An 18,780-nucleotide genomic window follows, 5' to 3' on the forward strand; every position below is an offset into this window, starting at 1 on the left:
TCCATGTTTGAACGCATCATTCAATTCGCCATCGAGCAGCGCATCATCGTCCTGCTGGGGGTACTGCTGATGGCCGGTATCGGCATCGCCAGCTACCAGAAGCTGCCGATCGACGCCGTCCCCGATATCACCAACGTCCAGGTGCAGATCAACTCCGCGGCGCCGGGTTTCTCGCCGCTGGAGACCGAGCAGCGCATCACCTTTCCCATCGAGACCGCCATGGCCGGCCTGCCCGGCTTGCAGCAGACCCGCTCGCTATCGCGTTCGGGCCTGTCCCAGGTGACGGTAATCTTCAAGGACGGCACCGATATCTTCTTCGCCCGGCAACTGGTCAACGAGCGCCTGCAGGTGGCTCGCGAGCAACTGCCCGAAGGGGTGGAGGCGCAGATGGGGCCGATTTCCACCGGGCTGGGAGAAATCTTCCTGTGGACCGTGGAGACCGAGGAAGGCGCACGCAAGGAAGATGGCACGCCCTACACCCCAACCGACCTGCGGGTGATCCAGGACTGGATCATCAAGCCGCAGTTGCGCAACGTTCCCGGGGTGGCCGAGATCAACACCATCGGCGGCTTCGCCAAGGAGTACCAGATCGCTCCTGATCCCAAGCGCCTGGCGGCCCACCGCCTGACCCTCACCGACCTGGTGACGGCCCTGGAACGCAACAATGCCAACGTCGGTGCCGGCTATATCGAGCGCAGCGGCGAACAGTTGCTGATCCGTGCCCCGGGGCAACTGGCCTCCATCGACGACATCGCCAACATCGTCATCAGCAGCAGCGACGGTACGCCGATCCGCGTGCGCAACGTGGCCCAGGTGGAAATCGGCCGTGAGCTGCGCACCGGCGCAGCTACCGAGAATGGCCGTGAAGTGGTGCTGGGCACGGTGTTCATGCTGATCGGCGAAAACAGCCGCGCGGTGTCCCAGGCGGTGGCCAAGCGGCTCGAGGAAATCAACCGCACACTGCCCGAGGGCGTGGTGGCGGTCACCGTGTACGACCGCACCAACCTGGTGGAGAAAGCCATCGCCACGGTGAAGAAGAACCTCTTCGAGGGCGCACTGCTGGTGATCGTCATCCTGTTCCTGTTCCTGGGAAACATCCGCGCGGCGTTGATCACCGCCCTGGTGATCCCGCTGTCGATGCTGTTCACCTTCACCGGCATGTCCAGCAACAAGGTCAGTGCCAACCTGATGAGCCTCGGCGCCCTGGACTTCGGGATCATCGTCGACGGTGCGGTGGTGATCGTCGAGAACGCCATCCGCCGGCTGGCCCATGCCCAGCAGAGCCACGGGCGCATGCTGACCCGCTCGGAGCGCCTGCATGAAGTCTTTGCCGCGGCCAAGGAAGCCCGGCGCCCACTGATCTACGGCCAGTTGATCATCATGGTGGTGTACCTGCCGATCTTCGCCCTCACCGGCGTGTCCGGGAAGATGTTCCACCCCATGGCCTTCACCGTGGTCATGGCCCTCCTGGGGGCGATGATCCTCTCGGTGACCTTCGTCCCGGCGGCCATTGCGCTGTTCGTCACCGGCAAGGTCCAGGAGAAGGAGAACCTGGTGATGCGCAACGCCAAGCGTGGTTATGCACCGGTGCTGGACTGGGTGATGCAGCGGCGCGGGCTGACCTTCGCCCTGGCCGGCGCGGTCCTGGTGGGCAGCGGCCTGCTGGCCAGCCGCATGGGCAGCGAGTTCATCCCCAGCCTCAGCGAGGGCGACCTGGCCCTGCAGGCCCTGCGGGTGCCGGGCACCAGCCTTTCGCAATCGGTGGACATGCAGCAGCGCCTGGAGAAGACCCTGCTGGCCCAGGTGCCGGAGGTAGAGCGGGTGTTCGCTCGCACCGGTACCGCGGAGATCGCCTCGGACCCGATGCCGCCGAACATTTCCGACAGCTACGTGATGCTCAAGCCCAAGGCCCAGTGGCCAGACCCGGGTAAGTCCCGGGAGGCGCTGATCGCCGATATCCAGCGCGCCAGCGCCATGGTGCCGGGCAATGCCTATGAGTTGTCGCAGCCGATCCAGTTGCGTTTCAACGAACTGATTTCCGGGGTGCGCAGCGATGTCGCGGTCAAGGTCTTCGGCGACGACATGGCGGTGCTGAACAAGACCGCCAACGAGATCGCCAGCGCCTTGCAGGGACTGTCGGGCGCTTCGGAGGTCAAGGTGGAGCAGACCACCGGGCTGCCGGTGCTGACCATCAATATCGACCGGGACAAAGCCGCGCGCTATGGCCTCAACGTCGGTGATGTGCAAGACACCATCGCGGTGGCCGTGGGCGGGCGCCAGGCCGGAATCCTGTATGAGGGCGATCGGCGCTTCGACATGGTGGTGCGCCTGTCCGATCAGTTGCGTACCGACATCGATGGGTTGTCACGGCTGCTGGTCCCGATCCCGGCGACGGCCGGCAGCGTCAACGGGCAGATTGGTTTCATCGCGCTGTCGGAAGTGGCCAGCCTGGACCTGGTCCTGGGCCCCAACCAGGTCAGCCGGGAAAACGGCAAGCGCCTGGTGATCGTCAGCGCCAACGTGCGCGGTCGGGATATCGGCTCCTTCGTCGAGGAGGCCACGACCCTGATCGCCGACAAGGTGAAGGTCCCGGCGGGTTACTGGACCACCTGGGGCGGCCAGTTCGAACAGTTGCAGGAGGCTTCCCAGCGCCTGCAGGTGGTGGTGCCGGTGGCCCTGCTGCTGGTGTTCGGCCTGCTGTTCATGATGTTCAACAACCTCAAGGACGGGCTGCTGGTGTTCACCGGCATTCCCTTCGCCCTGACGGGCGGGATCATGGCCTTGTGGCTGCGGGACATTCCGCTGTCGATCTCGGCGGGGGTCGGTTTCATCGCCCTGTCGGGGGTGGCGGTGCTCAACGGGCTGGTGATGATTGCCTTCATCCGCAACCTGCGGGAGGAGGGGCGGTCGCTGCCCATGGCCATCCGCGAGGGCGCCCTGACCCGGTTGCGTCCGGTACTGATGACGGCGTTGGTAGCGTCCCTGGGCTTCGTGCCCATGGCCTTGGCCACCGGCACCGGCGCCGAGGTGCAACGCCCCCTGGCCACGGTGGTGATCGGCGGCATCCTGTCCTCCACCATCCTCACCCTGCTGGTACTGCCCGCGCTGTACCAGTGGGCCCACCGCCGGGAGGAGTGATGCCTGTGTGATCGCTCCCGGCAGTGGCTTCGTGTAGGTACCGTCTTGCCCGTTAACGGGCAAGACGGTACCTACAGGTTTGCGGGGCGCGCGATCGCGGGTGTCGTCATGAAGGCGGTGCGTGAGCAAGGCAAAAAAAAGCGCCCCGAGGGGGCGCTGAAGATTCATCTCTTTCCAAAGGAGCATCATGAAAACGCTTCAAGAGATGAATGTGCTCTGTGGGCCAACGCCGTCAAATATCTTCGCCAGCCTTGCTGGGCGTGGAAGGGGCGTCGGTGGTGGCGGTTTCCGTTTTCTGCTCGGATTCGCCTTGAATCTGTTCCTGGCTGGCCAGGAAGGTTTCGCGGGCTTGTCGCGAACGTTCGCTGCCGTCGGCGGCCCAGGCACCGAGGCTGGTGCTGGCCAGAAGGCCGATGAACAACAGTTGGCTGGGGCGCATGATGCTTCTCCTGACAGGTTGCCCGCCTTCGAAAAACCAGCGGATCCGAATCTGCCAAGGAGTATAAGGAGACCAACCTAACGAGAAGGTGAGGTGGATATTACAGTTCTGCAAGACATGAGTCTGTGAAGAAGTTTTAACACCGGGCAGGCCGCAACCTGCCCGGCCAGAGCCATCAGAGCAGGGCCAGTGGGTATTCGACGATCAGCCGGAATTCCTCCAGGTCCGACTCGAATCGGCTGGAGCGGACGGTGGCCTGGCGGATGCGCAGGGCCAGGTCCTTGAGCTGTCCGCTCTGGAATACGTACTTGGCTTCGATATTCCGTTCCCAGCGCCGCTGGCCGGCCAGTGGATTGCCCGCCGAATCGCGTTGCATGTACTGCGCGTTGGCATGGCTGTAATCGGCGCCCCGGCCGCGTCCATAGCGGGCCATGAAGCTCAGGCCGGGGACGCCCAGGGTCTGCATGTCCAGGTCATAGCGCAGCATCCATGAGCGTTCCTTGGGAGCGTTGAAATCGCTGTACTGGATCGAGTTGTCGAGGAAGATCGAGTCCGACTGGCGCAGGTAGTCGAAGGGGTTGTTGCCGTTGTTGCGCTGGTGGGAGAGGGCCAGCGTGTGGGCGCCGAAGGTGGCGCCGATCTTGGCGCTCCAGATGTTGTTGTTCAGCTCGCCCAGCTCCTTGCGGCCTTCGTCCACCACGTTGTAGTAATTGAAGGCGCCCAGCAGCGTGAGGTCCTGGGACAACGGATACTTGCCCGAGAGGCCGAAGTAGCGCTGGTCCCACACCTCCTTGAGGCGGCTGCCGTAGAGGCTGACGCTGAGGTTGGGGTCGATTTGGTAGTCACCACCGAAGTAGCCGACCCAGGGGGAGTCCACCTGGCCCTTGTAGAAGGTGACGAAGCCCTCGCGCAGGCTGCTCTGGTTCGTCGAGCCCACGGCATGCAGGCGCCCGGCTTGCAGCTTCAGGTCGTCGAGGCTGGTGTTCTCCAGGGTGAAGCCGCGAAAGCTCTGGGGCATCACCCGGGAGTCGCCATAGTGCAGTACGGGTGTCGTGGGGAACACATCGCCGATCTTGGCCACGGTATCCAGGGCTCGCACCTTCACCGCGCCACCGGCCTTGCCGTAGCTGTCGGCCGGTTCGTTCCTGCCGTTCACCGGCAGCATGGCGAACGACCCCTTGCCGCCGCTGCGCCCTGTTCCGGAGTCGAGCTTGAAGGCATGCATGACAAAAGCATCGAGGCCGAAACCCACGGTGCCCTGGGTGAAGCCCGATTCGAACTTGCCGATCAGGCTTTGGGTCCAGGCTTCGGAGTAGCCATTGCCGGTGGGGCTGGACTGGCCCTTGCGGTCATCGCGATTGAAATAGAAGTTGCGTAGCAGCAGGTTGAGCTGGCTGCCTTCGATAAAGCCTTCGGGACGTTCCTCGGCAGCTACCGCCGCCATAGGACCGAGCCCCAGTGCCGCAGTGAGTGCGGACAGGGACACAAGAGGGTTGATACGCATGGGTGGGCGCTCCTGAGTGTGCAGCTATCGGTTTTTATATCGCCGCAGGCGTTCTTATTGGTTTGGCCGCCGGGGCATCGCCGCGCCCGGAGCCGTTGTCGATAGTTGCAAACCGCAGATAACGACGGGGTGACCCGACAGTTACAATTGCGCAAGAAAATGGCTGGCCAGAGATCGCCCGGATGAGCTGCAGCCCTTGTGGACCGGGCTCTTCGTGAATCTGGCCGAAGGTGGGAGAGGTGCCTTACAGATAAGTAATGCGCGCGCGATGATTCTGACAGGGTCGGTTTTTTATCCTCGTGGACATCAACAGAACGAGGAGGCTGTCATGAAACTACTTAACTTGAGCATCGCCGCGATGCTCTTTGCCATCTCTTCCCTGGCATTGGCCGAAGGTGGCGGTGACCGTACCTTCGCCCGGGCCATGCAGGAGAACGAAAAAGCCATGGAGCGCTACGCTGCGAAGCAGGGCAAGACCGCGCCGGTGGTGCGGAACTACCGCTATGGCATGGAGCTGGATATCGTCAAGGTGGTCAACGTCACTCCACCGATCAAGTCTTGCCAGGTGGTGCCTTCACGCATGACCTATGAAGACTCCAGTGGCCAGCTCAAGACCATCGAGTACCAGATCCTGGGCCAGTGCCGTAACAATGGCAGTTGATCCATGGATGGTCACTGCCTTGCCCGCGATGTGCCGGCCGGGTCCCCGAGGGCGGCCCGGCCGCTGCCGGCGTCTTCAGTCCTGCGCCGATCCGGGATGCAAGGCGACGATCATGTCGACCTCCACCGAGGCGTTCTTCGGTAGTTGGTAGACCCCCAGCGACGTCCTGGTATGCACGCCGGCCTCGGCAAATACCGCATAGAGAATTTCCGAAGCGCCGTCCGCCACTTCGCTTTGCTGGGTGAAGTCCGCCGCGCTCTGGACGTAGACGTTGATCCGCAAGATTCGCTTGATCCGCCCAAGGTCGCCGAGCATCTGCTCGAGGATGGCCAGGGCCCGCAGGGTGCAGATCCGCGCGGCGTGCCGGCCCTGCTCCAGGGAGGTCTCGGCACCGACCCGGCCCATCACCATCACCGCGTCGTCGACCCGGGGGATCTGCCCGCTGACGTAGACCTCGTCGCCGTTTCGTACCGCCGGCACGTAGTTGCCGCCAATGCGCATCTGGCCTTCGAAACTGTGGCCGACCCGTTCGGCCGCCTGGAGGAAAAGTGCCTTGCGTGATGCATCCATGAGCCAACTCCGTCGATCGCCAGTGAAATTTGCGAAATCGCACTATACCCATTGCCCTGTGCCGCACAATCCCCGGCCAAAGCCCCGTTTCACGGGGGGTGGCAGCCATCGAATTATTTTCGTCGGACAGCCTCGCACGGCTATTAAGAAATGTATTTCAGGGCCGATGTTAGGCCCAAGGCAGCCTATTTTTTCCAGTCCCCCGGTACACCCACATGTTCAATAAACGCTTGAAGCAAGAGCTGGCGACCATTCGTGAAGAGCTTTCGAGCCTTCAGCAGGTGAAGGAAAGCCTTGAAAGCGAGATGCTCGTGATCAATTTGAGCGCCGATGGACGGATTCAATCGGTCAACCACAACTTCGCCCAGGAAATGCTCTACAAGAGCGGCGACCTGGTGGGGCGTCCTCTGGAAGATATCGTCCCGGCCCACGTCAAGCACGACGAGTTCCACCTGCGGTTCAAAAGCACCCTGACCCGGGGCGAGCACTTTGCCGGGGCGGTGCGCCTGTTGCGTGGCAATGGCCAGGAAGCCTGGCTGCGTTCGATTTCCCAGCCGGTGCGCGACTCCGAGGGGCGGATCAAGTACTTCGCGATTTTCTCCAGCGACCTGACCCGCACCATCGAGGCATCCCGCGAGCACGAGAACCTGATCGGCGCCCTGGTGCGCTCCACCGCGGTGATCGAGTTCGACCTCAATGGCACCGTCCTCAGCGCCAATGAGCGTTTCCTGACGAGCATGGGCTACAGCCTGGCGCAGATCCAAGGCAAGCATCACCGCATCTTCTGCGAGCCCGAGGAGTACAACAGCCCGGCTTACCAAGAGTTCTGGCGGCGCCTGAACGCCGGCGAGTTCATCGCCGAGCGCTTCAAGCGGGTCGACTCCCATGGCCGGGTGGTCTGGCTTGAGGCCTCCTACAACCCGGTGATGGACGCCAACAACAAGCTCTACAAGGTGGTGAAGTTCGCCACGGTGATCACCGACCAGGTGAACCAGGAGTTGGCGGTGGCCGAAGCCGCCAGCATCGCCTACAACACCTCGTTGCAGACCGACACCTGCGCCCAGCGCGGCACTACCGTGGTGACCGAAGCGGTGACCGTGATGCAGGACCTGGCCAGGCACATGCAGGATGCCGGTAACGGCATCGAGGCCCTGAGCGAGCAGTCCCTGGTGATCGCCAGTATCGTCAAGACCATCAGCGGGATCGCCGAGCAGACCAACCTGCTGGCGCTCAATGCCGCCATCGAGGCAGCCCGGGCCGGTGAGCAAGGTCGAGGGTTCGCGGTGGTGGCCGACGAGGTGCGGCAACTGGCCTCGCGTACCAGCAGCGCGACCGACGAGATCGTCGGCGTGGTGCGCCAGAACCAGGACATGGCCCGCACCGCGGTGGAGCTGATGGTCGAAGGCAAGCAACGGGCCGAGCAGGGCCTGGCCCTGGCGGCGGAAGCCGGTACGGTGATCGTCGAGATCCAGGACGGCGCCCAGAAGGTGGTCAGCGCGGTGGGACAGTTCGCCAACCAGCTCTCGACTTGATGCCACCTGGCCAGGGGCGTCCGTTCAGGCGGGCGCCGGCCGGTTCAGGGCTGCAACGGCCCGTGGCATTCATAGTGCAGGCGATCGAACCACTGCCCGTGGAGCAGGAAGCTGCGGCGTGAATGGCCGTAGCGGGAAAAACCGCAGGCCTCGAGCACGCGCACCGAGCCGATGTTCTCCGGCCGGGCGTTGGCCTCGAGGCGGCTCAGGCCCAGCTCGCCGAACGCCCGTTGCAGTACCTGGGCTACCGCCGTCCTGGCGATCCCGCGGCCGATGAAGCGCTCGCCAACCCGATAACCCAGCTCGGCGCAATTGAAGTAGTGCCGTTGCACCCGGTGCAAGTTGACCCGCCCCACCAGCAGGCCGTCCTGGCGAATCAGGAACTGGTAGCCACGGTCCGCCTCGGCGTCTTGCCGCGCCTGGACGATCGCCTCGGCGACGCCCTCGCTGCAGTAGTAGCTGGGCGACCGGGCGTTGATCGAGGCTTCGAAGAACGCACGGTTCTGCTCTTCGAAGGCCAGCAGGTCATTCAGGTCGTCGAGCTGTGGAGCAGCGATCCGCAGGTGCGCCATGGTCCAGGTACCTCCATCCATTGGGGGCGCTTTCATCTCACGATTCGCCGCCCTCGGGCAAGCCCGGGACTCAAGTCTGCAGGTGTGGATGGATCAGCTCGGCGAACCATTCGATGAACACATTGAGGCGGCGCGAGCGATGGCGCCGATCGGGATACAGCGCGCAGATATCCATCGGCGCCACTGGCAGCCCGTGCAGCACTTGCACCAGCTCGCCTCGGTCCAGCAGGTGCTGCACATCGAAGCGTGGAACCTGGATCAGGCCCAGCCCCTGGCGGCAGCAGGCGATGTAGTTTTCCACGTTGTTGACGATCACCCGGCTGGGCAGGCTCATCAGGTGCTCACGGCCTTCGAGCAGGTATTCCCAGGGTTGCTCGCGGCCGGTGTCCGGTGAGGCATAACCGATCATCCACTGGCCTTGCTGCAGGTCCTGGGGGCTGTGGGGTTCACCATGGGCGGCGAGGTAGGCGGGGCTGGCGCAGTTGATCAACCCCAGCTGGCCCAGGGGGCGGGCGATCAGGCTGCTGTCGGCCAGGCTGCCGACGCGGATCGCGCAATCGACGCCTTCCTGCACCAGGTCGATGCTGCGGTCGCAGGCGCCCAGGGCCAGTTGCAAGCCGGGGTATTGAGCCAGCCACTGGGGCAGGGCGGGCACTATCAGGCGCCGGGCGATGCGGCTGGGCACATCGATGTTCAGGCGACCGCTGACATCCACCTGGCGATGCTGGAACAGCTGGTTGAGTTCCGCCGCGTCGGCCAGCAGGCGCCGGGCCCGTTCCAGCAGGATGGCGCCGTCGGCGGTCAGTTGCACCTGGCGGGTGGTGCGGTGCAGCAGCCTTGTGCCGAGGCCGGTTTCCAACTGCTGCACCGCCGAGGACACCGTGGCCCTGGGCAACTCCAGGACATGGGCGGCCTTGATGAAACTACCCATGTCGGCCACCTGGATGAACACCCGGTACTGCTCAAGTTTATCCATCGTCGCAACTGTCCTGGTTCGCGGGCATGCCTGGGGGGAGTGGACCGTGGCGCCGGTCCGGCAGGCCAATGTACCCCTTGGACGCGAGGATTACTTGGTGGTGTAGCCGCCGTTGATCAGTAAGGTCTGGCCGGTGATCCACCAGCCCTCGGTCACCAGGTGGCGGATGAAGGGCACCACGTCCTCGATGTCGGTCAGGCCGGTCTTGCTCGACGGCGACAGCGCCGCAGCGCTCTTGTGATAGGCAACGGCATCGGCGCCTTCGGCCGGGTAGAAGAACGGCGTGTCCATCGGCCCCGGACCCACGGCAGTGACCGAGATGCCCCGGGCGCCGAACTCCTTGGCCGCCGCCCGGGTGAAGTGCTCCACCGGCGCCTTGGCGCCGCCATAGGCGGCATAGAGCGGCGTGAACGCACCCAGCAACGAAGTCACCAGGGTCACCAGCTTGCCGTTGTCCTCCAGGTGCTTGCCGGCCTCCTTGATGAAAAAGAATGCGCTCTTGGCATTGACCGCGAACATCTGGTCGTACTCCTCTTCACTGATCTCGACTATGGGTTTCTTCAGCACCTTGCCCACGGTGTTGATGGCGATATCGATCTTGCCGAAGCGTGCCTTGACCTCGTCGAACAGGCGCTCCACTGCACCGGCGCGGGTCAGGTCGGCCTGCCAGGCCTGAGCCTGGACTCCCAGCTCCTGGAGGGCGGCCAGGGTCGCCCGGGCATCGGCGGCGCTGGCATCGCTGTTGTAGTGCACGGCCACGGCCCGGGCGCCGTGGCGGGCGAGGTCACGGGCGATCAGGCCGCCGAGGTTCTTCACGCCGCCGGCGATCAACACGACTTTGTCGTTCAGGGAATGGTCAGCCATGGTGCGCATCCTTCAAGTGTTGAAATGAAGGATGAGTCTAGTCCGGGGGGCGCTGTGGATAAGCCGCCGAGCGCTGGACGGATCATCCAGGAAATCCGTCCAATCGACCCATCTGCACGGCCAGGGCTTGACGCTACAATCGCTTTTTTTCAGGAGCCTGCCATGCCCGCATTTCGTCGTTCGGTCCCCCTGGACAAGGCCTATCGTCTGCTCAACCACGGTCCCACCGTACTGGTCAGCGCCGCCCATGAAGGGCAGCGCAACATCATGGCCGCCGCCTGGGCCATGCCCCTGGATTTCCAACCGCCGAAGGTCGCGGTGGTGCTCGACAAGACCACCTGGACCCGGCAACTGCTGGAGGCCTCCGGCAGCTTCGTGCTCAACGTGCCCTGTGTGGAGCAGGTCGACATCACCCAGAGCCTGGGCAACAGCTCCGGGCTGGAACTGCACCAGGGCGGTCGCGACAAATTCAGTGCCTACGGCCTGGCCACCTTCGCCGGCCAGGCCCTTGCCGCGCCGTTGCTGGGAGGTTGCGTGGCCTGGCTGGAGTGTCGGTTGCTGCCCGAGCCCCACAACCACCAGCAATACGATTTGTTCCTCGGCGAAGTGATTGCCGCCCAGGCCGACTCGCGGGTGTTCAGCGAGGGGCGTTGGCACTTCGACGGCCATGATCGGCTGCGCACCTTGCACCATGTGGCCGGTGGGCATTTCCTGACCATTGGCCAGAGTATCGACGGGCGCCAGTTGCCCTTGGCCGGCGAGGCCTGAACAGGAGGTTGCATGCACGAGGTTTTCCAACGCCTGGTGGCGCTGTTGGACAGGCACCAGGCCCGTTACCGGGTGATCGAGCACCCGGCCGAAGGGCAGTCGGCACGGGTCGCCGAGATTCGCGGCACCGAGCCGGGCCAGGGGGCCAAGGCCATGCTGTGCGGCCTCAAGGGCGGTGGCGATGCCTACGCCCTGGTGATCCTGTCCGGGGACCAGAAACTGGACATGAAGAAAGTCGGCGCGGCCCTGGGAGGCAAGAAAGCCCAGCTCGTGGCGCCGCAGCTGGTCCGGGAACTGACGGGCTGCGTGATCGGAGCCATCCCACCGCTGAGCTTCGATCCACGGATTGCGTTGATCGTCGATCCGCAGCTGACTTCGCGCTATGAACAAATCGCCTTCAATGCCGGGCGCCTGGATGCATCCATGGTGCTGGCCACCGAGGACTACCTGCGGATCGCCCAGCCGCGCTTGCTCGATGTGACCCAGGATGCGGCGCAAGAGGGCTGACGCGCCTTACCAGCTCACCTGGCCCAGGGCCGCGGCGAACGTGGTGAGTTTTGCCGAGCACTGGCGCGAGGGCGGGTAGACCAGCGACAGCTCGCGGCTGCGCCCGTCGTATGGCTGGAGAATGGGCCGCAGGCGCCCGTCGTCCAGGGCCTCGCGCACGGCGAACTCCATCAGTTGGGCGATGCCGAAACCACCCAGCACGGCGTCCACCAGGGCGTCGCCGATATCGAAGATCAAACGTCCCGTGACCGCCAGGTCCAGGGGCTTGCCCTGGTCCATGAATTGCCATTCCACCAGCCGGCCGCTGCGCAGGTTGCGCACGGTCAGGCAGTTGTGGCGCTGCAACTCGGCCAGGTCCCGAGGTGTGCCGTGGCGTTCCAGGTAGGCCGGCGCCGCCACCGTGACCCAGCGCAGCGGCGCCAGGGGGCGGGCGATCAGGCGCTGGTCCTGGATGGTTCCGGTACGCAGCACGGCATCGAAGCCTTCATCGACGATATCCACGATCCGGTCGGTCATCACCGCCTCGATGCTCAAGGCCGGATAACGCTCGGTCAGGCCGCCGATCACCGGCATCACCACCTTGCGTCCGAACAGCGAGGGTGTGCTGATCTTCAGCACGCCGGTGGGCGAGTCGCGGCGTTCCAACAGCAGGCTCTCGGTCTGGACCAGTTCCGCCAGCAGCGGTCCGGCACGCTCCACCAGCATCTGGCCGTCCGGGGTCAGGCTGACGCTGCGGGTGTTGCGTTGCAGCAGGCGCACGCCCAACTGCTGTTCCAGGCGCGAGATGGCCCGGGACAAGCCGGACTGGGTCAGCCCCAGGTCCCCGGCGGCGCGGGTGAAGCTGCGGGTTTCGGCCACTCGGACCAGCAGGCGCAGGGCGTTCAGATCCATGATTAAAGTCATTACTGAAAGAAGGAACGGCTTGTTTATCATTTAAATGGCATCGATGAAACTGACCGCCGTCATTTCATCCGAGGAGTCCCGCGATGTCCGCGAACCCGTTAGCCAAGCCGTCGGGCTGGATGCTGCTGTTGCTGGCCACGGCCCAGCTGATCATCGCCCTGGACGCCACCATCGTCTTCGTTGCCCTGCCGGAGATCGGCCAGCACCTGGGCTTTTCCGCCCAGCAGCTGCAATGGGTGGTCAGTGCCTACAGCGTGACCTTCGGCGGCTTCCTGCTGCTGGGCGGCCGGGCGGCGGACCTGTTGGGCAAGCGGCGTTTCTACATCGTCGGCCAGGGACTTTATGCCCTGGCGTCCCTGGCCGGGGGGCTGGGGGGCAGTGCCCTGTGGCTGGTGCTGGCGCGAGCGGTGCAGGGTGTGGGAGGCGCGATGCTGTTCCCCGCGACCCTGGCCCTGATCAACACCTACTACGCCGAAGGCCCGGCGCGTAACCGTGCCTTCGCGGTGTGGAGCGCGGCGTCGGCGGCGGGGCTGGCCCTGGGGGCGCTGCTGGGGGGCGTGCTGACCCAGTACTGGGGCTGGGCGGCGGTGTTCCTGGTCAACGTGCCCCTGGCCGGTGCGTGTGCACTGCTGGCCCGGCGCTGGATTCCCGCCGATCCTCCGCGCCAGCGCGGGCGCCAGTTCGACCTTCCGGGCGCCTTGAGCGTGACCCTGGGCGGCACCTTGCTGGTGTTCGCCATCGTCCAGGGGCCGGAATGGGGCTGGGCCGCCCCGGCGACCCTGGCCTGCCTGCTGCTGGCGCTGGCCTTGCTCGGGTTGTTCCTGCGTATCGAGCGCCTGGGGCGTGATCCGTTGATGCCCCTGCGCCTGCTGGGTTATCCACAGCTGCGCATGGCGATGCTGATCACCGCGTTGTTCATGAGCAGCTTCGGCGTGCAGTACTACTTCCTCAGCCTGTACTTCCAGCAGGTCTACCAGTTCAGTGTGTTGCACAGCGGCCTGGCCTTCCTGCCCTCGACGGTGCTCTGCACCCTGGGTATCTGGCTGGGCGAGCGGGCGCTGCGGCGCGCCAGCCTGCGGGCGGTCCTGGTCTGCGGCTTGCTGGCCGGGGCCCTGGGCATCGGCATGATCTACCTGGCGCTACCGGGCAGCCGGGGTTTTGTCGGCCTGTTACCCGGGATCGTGATCATGAGCATCGGCCAGGGCATGACCTGGAACACCATGTGGATCTCGGCAGGGCAGGGCATTGCCGCAACCGAGCAGGGCGTGGCGGCGGGCGTGGCCTCCACCAGCCAGCAGATCGGCGGCGCCCTGGGCCTGGCCTTGCTGGTGTCCCTGGCCAACACCCTGGGCCCGGTGGGCAACCAGGCCCAGGGCATCGAGCTGGCCACCGCCGCCAGTGCCCTGTTGGCGTTATTGGGCGCCTTGCTGGCCCTGCGCCTACCCCGCTCCCCGGTGGCGCTGCCGGGTTGTTCTGCGGCCTCGGGCTGAGGCCCTCAGTGAGCCTGGGGCAGGTGCCGGCGCACCGCCCAGAGCACGCCGGCCAGCAACAACAACGCCGCGCTGGCTTGCAGCAAGCTCGGCAGGTGCTGCAGGCAGATGAAGCCGTAGAGCAGGGCGAACAGGGTCTCGAACACGATCAACTGGCCGCTCAGGGTCAGTGGCAGGCGCCGGGTCGAGGCATTCCACATACGATTGCCGAACCACGAGCCGAGCACCGCGCTGCACAGGCTCAGGCCCCAGAACAGCATCCAGCGCTGGTCGCTGGCCTCGATCCGCGTGCCCGGCAACTCCAGGCCCTGGGCCAGCAGCCAGACCACGGTGCTCATCAGGCCGGTGGTGATGCCCCACAGGCTCGACCACTGGCCGCTGTCGAAGCGGCTGCTCTTGAGGTAGCGGGCGTTGTCCTTGGCGAACCAGGTCCAGCACAGCAGCGCGCCGAAGGCACACAGCAGGCCCAGGGCCCGCTGGCCCAGCTCCGGCGAATCGCCCTGGGCGGTGAGCAGGGTGTCGAGGTTGATGCAGCAGATCCCACCGAACACCAGCAGCAGCGGCCAGCGCAGGCGCCGCAACGGCACCGCGTCGGCATCCCCGCGCCCGGCCAGGGTGATGGTCAGGGGCAAGAGGCCGACGATCAGCGCGGTACTGGCCACCCCGGCCCACTGGATGGCGCTGGCCAGCAGCATGAAATAGATCAGGTTGCCGGTCAGTGCCAGCTTCACCAGCAGCAGCGCGTCGTTCCAGGTCAGGCGTTGCAGCAGCTCGCGAGCCTGGGACGCAGCCAGGAGCAGGGAGAATGCGCCATACAAGGTGAAGCGGGCGCAGCTGAGCATCAGCGGGCTGAACTCCGGCAACAGGCTGGGCACCACAATGGCCAGGCCCCAGACCGCACCGGCCAGGACCGCATAAGCAACTCCGCGTTTCATGCACACACTCGCAGCGATTCATCAAGGTGCGCAGGCTAGTCATTGCTGACCGGATGGACAAAGGATATATAGGCACCTACCTATTCTCCTGGGGAATACCTGATGAGTCGCTTCGCCCGGCACTTGCCGCCACTGGAAACCCTGGTGACCTTCGAAGCGGTGGGCCGCAACGCCAGCTTCACCCGGGCCGCCACCGAGCTGTGCCTGACCCAGAGCGCGGTGAGCAAGCAGATCCGCAGCCTGGAGCTGTCGCTCAAGACCGAGTTGTTCGAGCGCCAGGCCCGCGGAGTGAAGCTCACCGCCAGCGGCGCGGCGCTGTTCGCCCAGGTCAGCACCCAGCTCGAAGCCTTGTTGCGCAGCGTCACACGGCTGCGGGCCGGGCGCGATGCCAACACCATCACCGTGCAATGCACCCATGCGGTGGCGCAGTTCTGGCTGTTCCCGCGCTTGCTGGCATTCAACAAGCAGCACCCGGGGATCACCGTGAGCATCCACGCCAACAACGACATGGACGAGTCCAGCGTGGCCGAGCATGACTTCGGCATTCTCTACGGGCCGGGGCACTGGTCGTCCCTGGCGGCCACGCCGCTGTTCGCCGAGATCGTCTACCCCATCGCCAGCCGGCGCCTGGAGTTGCCGGTGGTCAGCGAGCTTGGGCAACTGGCGGCCTTGCCGCTGATCCAGCTGGACGCCTCGGCCTGGAACTGCATCGACTGGCGGGACTGGTTCCGTCACTTCGGCCTGGACTACAGCGCGCCGCCGGGAGCCTTGGGCTTCAACCAGCTGACCTTGATGTTCAGCGCCGTGCAGCAGGGGCTGGGGGTGGGCCTGGGCTGGGATTTCATGGCCCGCGACGGGGTGGCCAAGGGCGAGTTGCTACGGGTTGGCGACTGGGCCTTCCATACCGGCCAGGCGGACTTCCTGGTGCACCTGCGCAACCGGCGCCTGTCGGCCAGCGGCCAGTTGTTCCATGACTGGCTGGTGGCCCACGGCGCCGAGTGAAGCTCAGGCCCGGGGCACGCTGAAGCGGAATTCGCTGCCCTTGCCCACCTCGCTGTAGGCCTGGATCGTGCCGCCGTGGGCCTGGACGATGCCCTGGGTGATGTACAGCCCCAGGCCAGTGCCGTTGGGGTTGCCTTCCTTCATGGTCCAGTAGCGGTCGAAGACGAACGGCAACTGGTCGGCGGGGATACCTTCCCCGGAGTCGCGGACGCTGAACACGATCTGCTCGCCGTCGGACATCGCCACCACCCCGACCTTGCCCTGCTTGGGGGTGAACTTGATGGCGTTGCCCACCAGGTTCGACAGCACCTGGAACAGCCGCTCGGGGTCGGCGTGGATGGTCAGGTCCGGTTCGGCGTGGAAACTGATATCGATGGACTTGTCCAGGGCCAGGGGCGCCAGCAGCGAATAGGCTTCCTCGAAGATCTGCACGACGTCCAGCGGCTGGGGGGCGATGCGATACCGCCCGGCCTCGATCTTCGAGGTGTCCAGCAGGTCCTCCAGCAGGATGTTCATGCGGCTGGCGGCCTGTTGCATGGTGTCGATGGCCGAGGAGATGCGCCGCGAGGTGTGCGGGCCGTCGGAGCTGAAGGCCTTTTGCATCATGCCGCAGAGCATGGAGATCACGGTCATGGGGTTGCGCAGGTCGTGGGACACCACCGCTACCAGCTCGTCCCGGGCGCGCACTGCCTGTTGTTCGCGCAGCACCTGGCGCGCCAGGTCGTGCTCCAGGGCCGAGCGGCGCAGGTCGTTGGCGGCGAAGCGGTCGCCGTGGCTCCACTTGCTGGAGATCCCGGCCATTTCCACTTTCCAGATCTCGAACGAGGTACGCGGTCGCAGGCGCAGGCCGGCGTCGGAGTTCTCCAGGTTCAGGGGCTTTTGCGGGTTGCCGCTCCAGTTGATGTTTTCCTTCACCTCGGGCCGGAACCACAGCACGCCGTTATCCACAGGCTTGGGCAGGCTCATGGCCAGGACACCGCTGGCCACCTGTTGATAACTGGCCGCCGGCGGGTAGACGCTGGCCAGGTGGTGAGTGGCGAACACCGGTTGCCCGGACGCTTGCAACCAGCGGTGCAGGGCGCGGATCTGCTCTGGCGGCGGGCAGTTGCCGAAGCAGTGCAACTGGCGATCCTCGATGATCGCCACGCCGCCGGCCCGGGTCAGCTCCAGCAACTGCCCGGGTTCCTGGGCCAGGCTGGCGAACACGCTGCCGCTGGCCTGCTCCATGGCCTGGTTGAGGCTGGCCAGGGTGGCGAGCTTTTCCTCACGCTGGCGGCTGACTTCCAGGGCTTCCATGGCGCTGATCTGCAGCGACAGCACCTGGCCGATGGTCTGGCAGGCGATGCGCAACTCGTGGGGTACCAGCAGTGGCTGGCGGTTGCCGCAACTGATCAGGCCCCAGAGCTGGTCGTCCTTGAGCAAGGAGATGCTCATGGACGACAGCACGCCCATGTTCTTCATGTACTGGCAGTGGATCGGCGACACGCTGCGCAAGGTGGCGAAGCTCAGGTCCAGGGCTTGGCCGGTGTCCGGGCGCAAGGTCGGCACCAGCGGCACCGGCTGGTAGTCGGCATCGGGAATGATCCGCAGCCAGTTGCTGCGGTACAGCTCGCGGGCCTGCTGGGGAATGTCCGAGGCGGGGAAGAACAGGCCGTTGAACACTTCCATGGTCGGCCGCGTAGCCTCGGCGATCACCTGGCCGTGGCCCTCTTCTTCGAAGCGATAGATCAGCACCCGGTCGTAGCCGGTCATGGCCTGGATCTCGCTGACGCTAATGGCGTACAGCTCTTGCAGGGTCTTGGCGGTCTGCAGGCGGCGCAGCAGGCGCCCGAGGTTGTCGGTGCGCTGCTTGAGCTCCGGTGCCTGGTGCTGTTCGAGCTGGTGCTCCAGTTCCAGGATCAATACGCCCTGGTGCCGGTGCAGCAAGGCTTCGAAGCGCCTGCCATGGAGCTCCAGGTACAGCGGCGTGGCATCGAGCAAGTGTTGCAGTTGCAGCCGTTGGCGAATGCTCTGGGTGTGTTCGGTGCCCAGGAGGCTGTCCAGGGGCTGCTCGACGACTTGCTCGGCGCGCTGGCCCAGCAGGGTCTCGACGTTGGCGCTGACCTGGCGGATACGCAGCCCTGGCTCGTCCAGGGTCAGCAGGACGCCGTGGGGCTGGATTGCGCCCGGGGAGCGGATGGGTTCGTTGGCGCAGTTGGCCAGCAACTGCTCGAAGGCCTGGGAATCCTGGGGGGTCATAGCAGCACCTCGCGGTTGTCGAGCCAGTGCTCGAAACAGGCAAATGTGGATTGCGCGGCGTCCACCACTTGCTGGCGGGCGCTGGTGTGGCTGGGCATGCGGCCTAGGTAGTCGAGGAAATCCTTCCAGCGCCGGCCGGTGAGGGCGCCGTAGACGTCGAGGAAGGCCCCGCCATTGCCGGCATCCAGCGCCAGGCGCCGGGCCATTTCGCGGCGCAGGATCTGCCCGCCCAGGGTCGCGCCCTCCAGCACATAGAGAGTGCCCAGGCAGGCGCCCGGAGTGTCCAGCCGGGGCAGCTGCGGGCAGCGTGGCAGGTGGTCGATCTCGGCCTGGTTCAGGCCCAGGGCCAGCAGGTCGCCGTTCAGCGCTGGAGTCTTGCGCCGCAGTTGCGGCTCGTACCCGGCCGGAATCAGCCCGCTTTGATCCAGGGCCGCCTCCAGGGGCTGGTAGAACCCGTAGTAGGCCTGGACCAGGCGCTGGTACCAGGCAGCGTCGAGCTGCTCGGAGAAAAATGGCAGGCGTTGTTCCAGGGCCACATGCAGGGTCGCGGTGCCGGCGCGCAGGTCCTGGAGCAGGAAGGAAGCGGCAGTGTCTTGATGCGGTTGGGGCATTCAGGGATCCGGGAGTCGCTGCGGTAGGTGGATGCGCCATGGGCGTCATCGAGCACCGGGACCAGGCAGT

16 protein-coding genes and 2 pseudogenes are annotated in these 18,780 nt (G+C 65.3%); 8 read left to right on the plus strand and 10 right to left on the minus strand.

Annotated features, from left to right (window positions below):
- Positions 1–3 precede the first annotated feature (3 nt).
- Positions 4–3,138 (plus strand): CusA/CzcA family heavy metal efflux RND transporter, encoded by a 3,135-nt coding sequence (locus tag CAG11_RS03325; protein WP_085594660.1) that lies wholly within the window; start codon positions 4–6, stop codon positions 3,136–3,138.
- Between the two features lie 232 nt (positions 3,139–3,370).
- On the opposite strand, the gene CAG11_RS03330 is transcribed toward CAG11_RS03325, so the two are convergent.
- Both CAG11_RS03330 and CAG11_RS03335 read right to left on the minus strand, forming a co-directional pair.
- Positions 3,371–3,577, minus strand: coding sequence for a hypothetical protein (locus CAG11_RS03330; protein WP_085594662.1), 207 nt, complete (start codon positions 3,575–3,577; stop codon positions 3,371–3,373).
- Positions 3,578–3,752: 175 nt separating this feature from the next.
- Entirely contained in the window at positions 3,753–5,081 is a 1,329-nt protein-coding gene (locus CAG11_RS03335) for an OprD family porin (RefSeq protein WP_085594664.1), read from the minus strand.
- A gap of 328 nt (positions 5,082–5,409) precedes the next feature.
- Between CAG11_RS03335 and CAG11_RS03340 the strand changes: the two genes are divergently transcribed.
- Positions 5,410–5,742, plus strand: coding sequence for a DUF2790 domain-containing protein (locus tag CAG11_RS03340; RefSeq protein ID WP_085594666.1), 333 nt, complete (start codon positions 5,410–5,412; stop codon positions 5,740–5,742).
- 75 nt (positions 5,743–5,817) lie between these two features.
- Here the strand turns inward: CAG11_RS03340 and CAG11_RS03345 are convergent, their stop codons facing one another.
- A complete protein-coding gene (locus CAG11_RS03345) occupies positions 5,818–6,312 on the minus strand; it encodes a RidA family protein (RefSeq protein WP_085594668.1) in 495 nt (164 codons plus the stop codon).
- A gap of 305 nt (positions 6,313–6,617) precedes the next feature.
- On the opposite strand from CAG11_RS03345, the pseudogene CAG11_RS34410 reads away from it, so the two are divergent.
- A pseudogene (locus CAG11_RS34410) lies at positions 6,618–7,250 on the plus strand (PAS domain-containing protein); the annotation flags it as partial.
- Between the two features lie 165 nt (positions 7,251–7,415).
- Positions 7,416–7,844, plus strand: a pseudogene (locus CAG11_RS34415) (methyl-accepting chemotaxis protein); the annotation flags it as partial.
- Positions 7,845–7,888: 44 nt separating this feature from the next.
- On the opposite strand, the gene CAG11_RS03355 reads toward CAG11_RS34415, so the two are convergent.
- From CAG11_RS03355 to CAG11_RS03365, 3 genes are all read right to left on the minus strand, one after another.
- Positions 7,889–8,437 carry a GNAT family N-acetyltransferase gene (locus CAG11_RS03355; protein WP_022640933.1) on the minus strand — a complete coding sequence of 183 codons (549 nt, stop codon included), beginning with the start codon at positions 8,435–8,437 and terminating at the stop codon, positions 7,889–7,891.
- A 49-nt stretch (positions 8,438–8,486) separates the two neighbouring features.
- Entirely contained in the window at positions 8,487–9,392 is a 906-nt protein-coding gene (locus CAG11_RS03360; protein WP_085594672.1) for a LysR family transcriptional regulator, read from the minus strand.
- A gap of 90 nt (positions 9,393–9,482) precedes the next feature.
- Positions 9,483–10,256 carry an SDR family oxidoreductase gene (locus CAG11_RS03365; protein WP_085594674.1) on the minus strand — a complete coding sequence of 258 codons (774 nt, stop codon included), beginning with the start codon at positions 10,254–10,256 and terminating at the stop codon, positions 9,483–9,485.
- Between the two features lie 162 nt (positions 10,257–10,418).
- On the opposite strand from CAG11_RS03365, the gene CAG11_RS03370 reads away from it, so the two are divergent.
- Together CAG11_RS03370 and CAG11_RS03375 are read left to right on the plus strand one after the other, a co-directional pair.
- Positions 10,419–11,024: a flavin reductase family protein gene (locus CAG11_RS03370; protein WP_085594676.1), complete on the plus strand. Its 606-nt coding sequence runs from the start codon at positions 10,419–10,421 to the stop codon at positions 11,022–11,024.
- A gap of 12 nt (positions 11,025–11,036) precedes the next feature.
- The gene (locus CAG11_RS03375; RefSeq protein WP_085594678.1) at positions 11,037–11,531 is read left to right on the plus strand and encodes a YbaK/prolyl-tRNA synthetase associated domain-containing protein; all 495 of its coding nucleotides are present in this window, start codon (positions 11,037–11,039) and stop codon (positions 11,529–11,531) included.
- A gap of 6 nt (positions 11,532–11,537) precedes the next feature.
- On the opposite strand, the gene CAG11_RS03380 is transcribed toward CAG11_RS03375, so the two are convergent.
- The gene (locus CAG11_RS03380) at positions 11,538–12,422 is read right to left on the minus strand and encodes a LysR family transcriptional regulator (RefSeq protein WP_085594680.1); all 885 of its coding nucleotides are present in this window, start codon (positions 12,420–12,422) and stop codon (positions 11,538–11,540) included.
- Between the two features lie 95 nt (positions 12,423–12,517).
- On the opposite strand from CAG11_RS03380, the gene CAG11_RS03385 reads away from it, so the two are divergent.
- Positions 12,518–13,924, plus strand: a complete 1,407-nt coding sequence (locus tag CAG11_RS03385) for an MFS transporter (RefSeq protein ID WP_085594682.1) — start codon at positions 12,518–12,520, stop codon at positions 13,922–13,924.
- Between the two features lie 5 nt (positions 13,925–13,929).
- On the opposite strand, the gene CAG11_RS03390 is transcribed toward CAG11_RS03385, so the two are convergent.
- A complete protein-coding gene (locus CAG11_RS03390; protein WP_085594684.1) occupies positions 13,930–14,859 on the minus strand; it encodes a DMT family transporter in 930 nt (309 codons plus the stop codon).
- Positions 14,860–14,961: 102 nt separating this feature from the next.
- On the opposite strand from CAG11_RS03390, the gene CAG11_RS03395 reads away from it, so the two are divergent.
- Entirely contained in the window at positions 14,962–15,861 is a 900-nt protein-coding gene (locus CAG11_RS03395; RefSeq protein WP_085594686.1) for a LysR substrate-binding domain-containing protein, read from the plus strand.
- A gap of 3 nt (positions 15,862–15,864) precedes the next feature.
- Here CAG11_RS03395 and CAG11_RS03400 read toward each other — a convergent pair whose 3' ends face one another.
- Both CAG11_RS03400 and CAG11_RS03405 read right to left on the minus strand, forming a co-directional pair.
- A complete protein-coding gene (locus tag CAG11_RS03400) occupies positions 15,865–18,099 on the minus strand; it encodes an ATP-binding protein (RefSeq protein WP_085594688.1) in 2,235 nt (744 codons plus the stop codon).
- Positions 18,096–18,710 (minus strand): biliverdin-producing heme oxygenase, encoded by a 615-nt coding sequence (locus tag CAG11_RS03405; RefSeq protein WP_085594690.1) that lies wholly within the window; start codon positions 18,708–18,710, stop codon positions 18,096–18,098. Before CAG11_RS03405 ends, CAG11_RS03400 begins: the two co-directional genes overlap by 4 nt.
- Positions 18,711–18,780 lie beyond the last annotated feature (70 nt).

Source organism: Pseudomonas sp. B6(2017) (assembly GCF_002112765.1).
GTDB lineage: Bacteria > Pseudomonadota > Gammaproteobacteria > Pseudomonadales > Pseudomonadaceae > Aquipseudomonas > Aquipseudomonas piscis.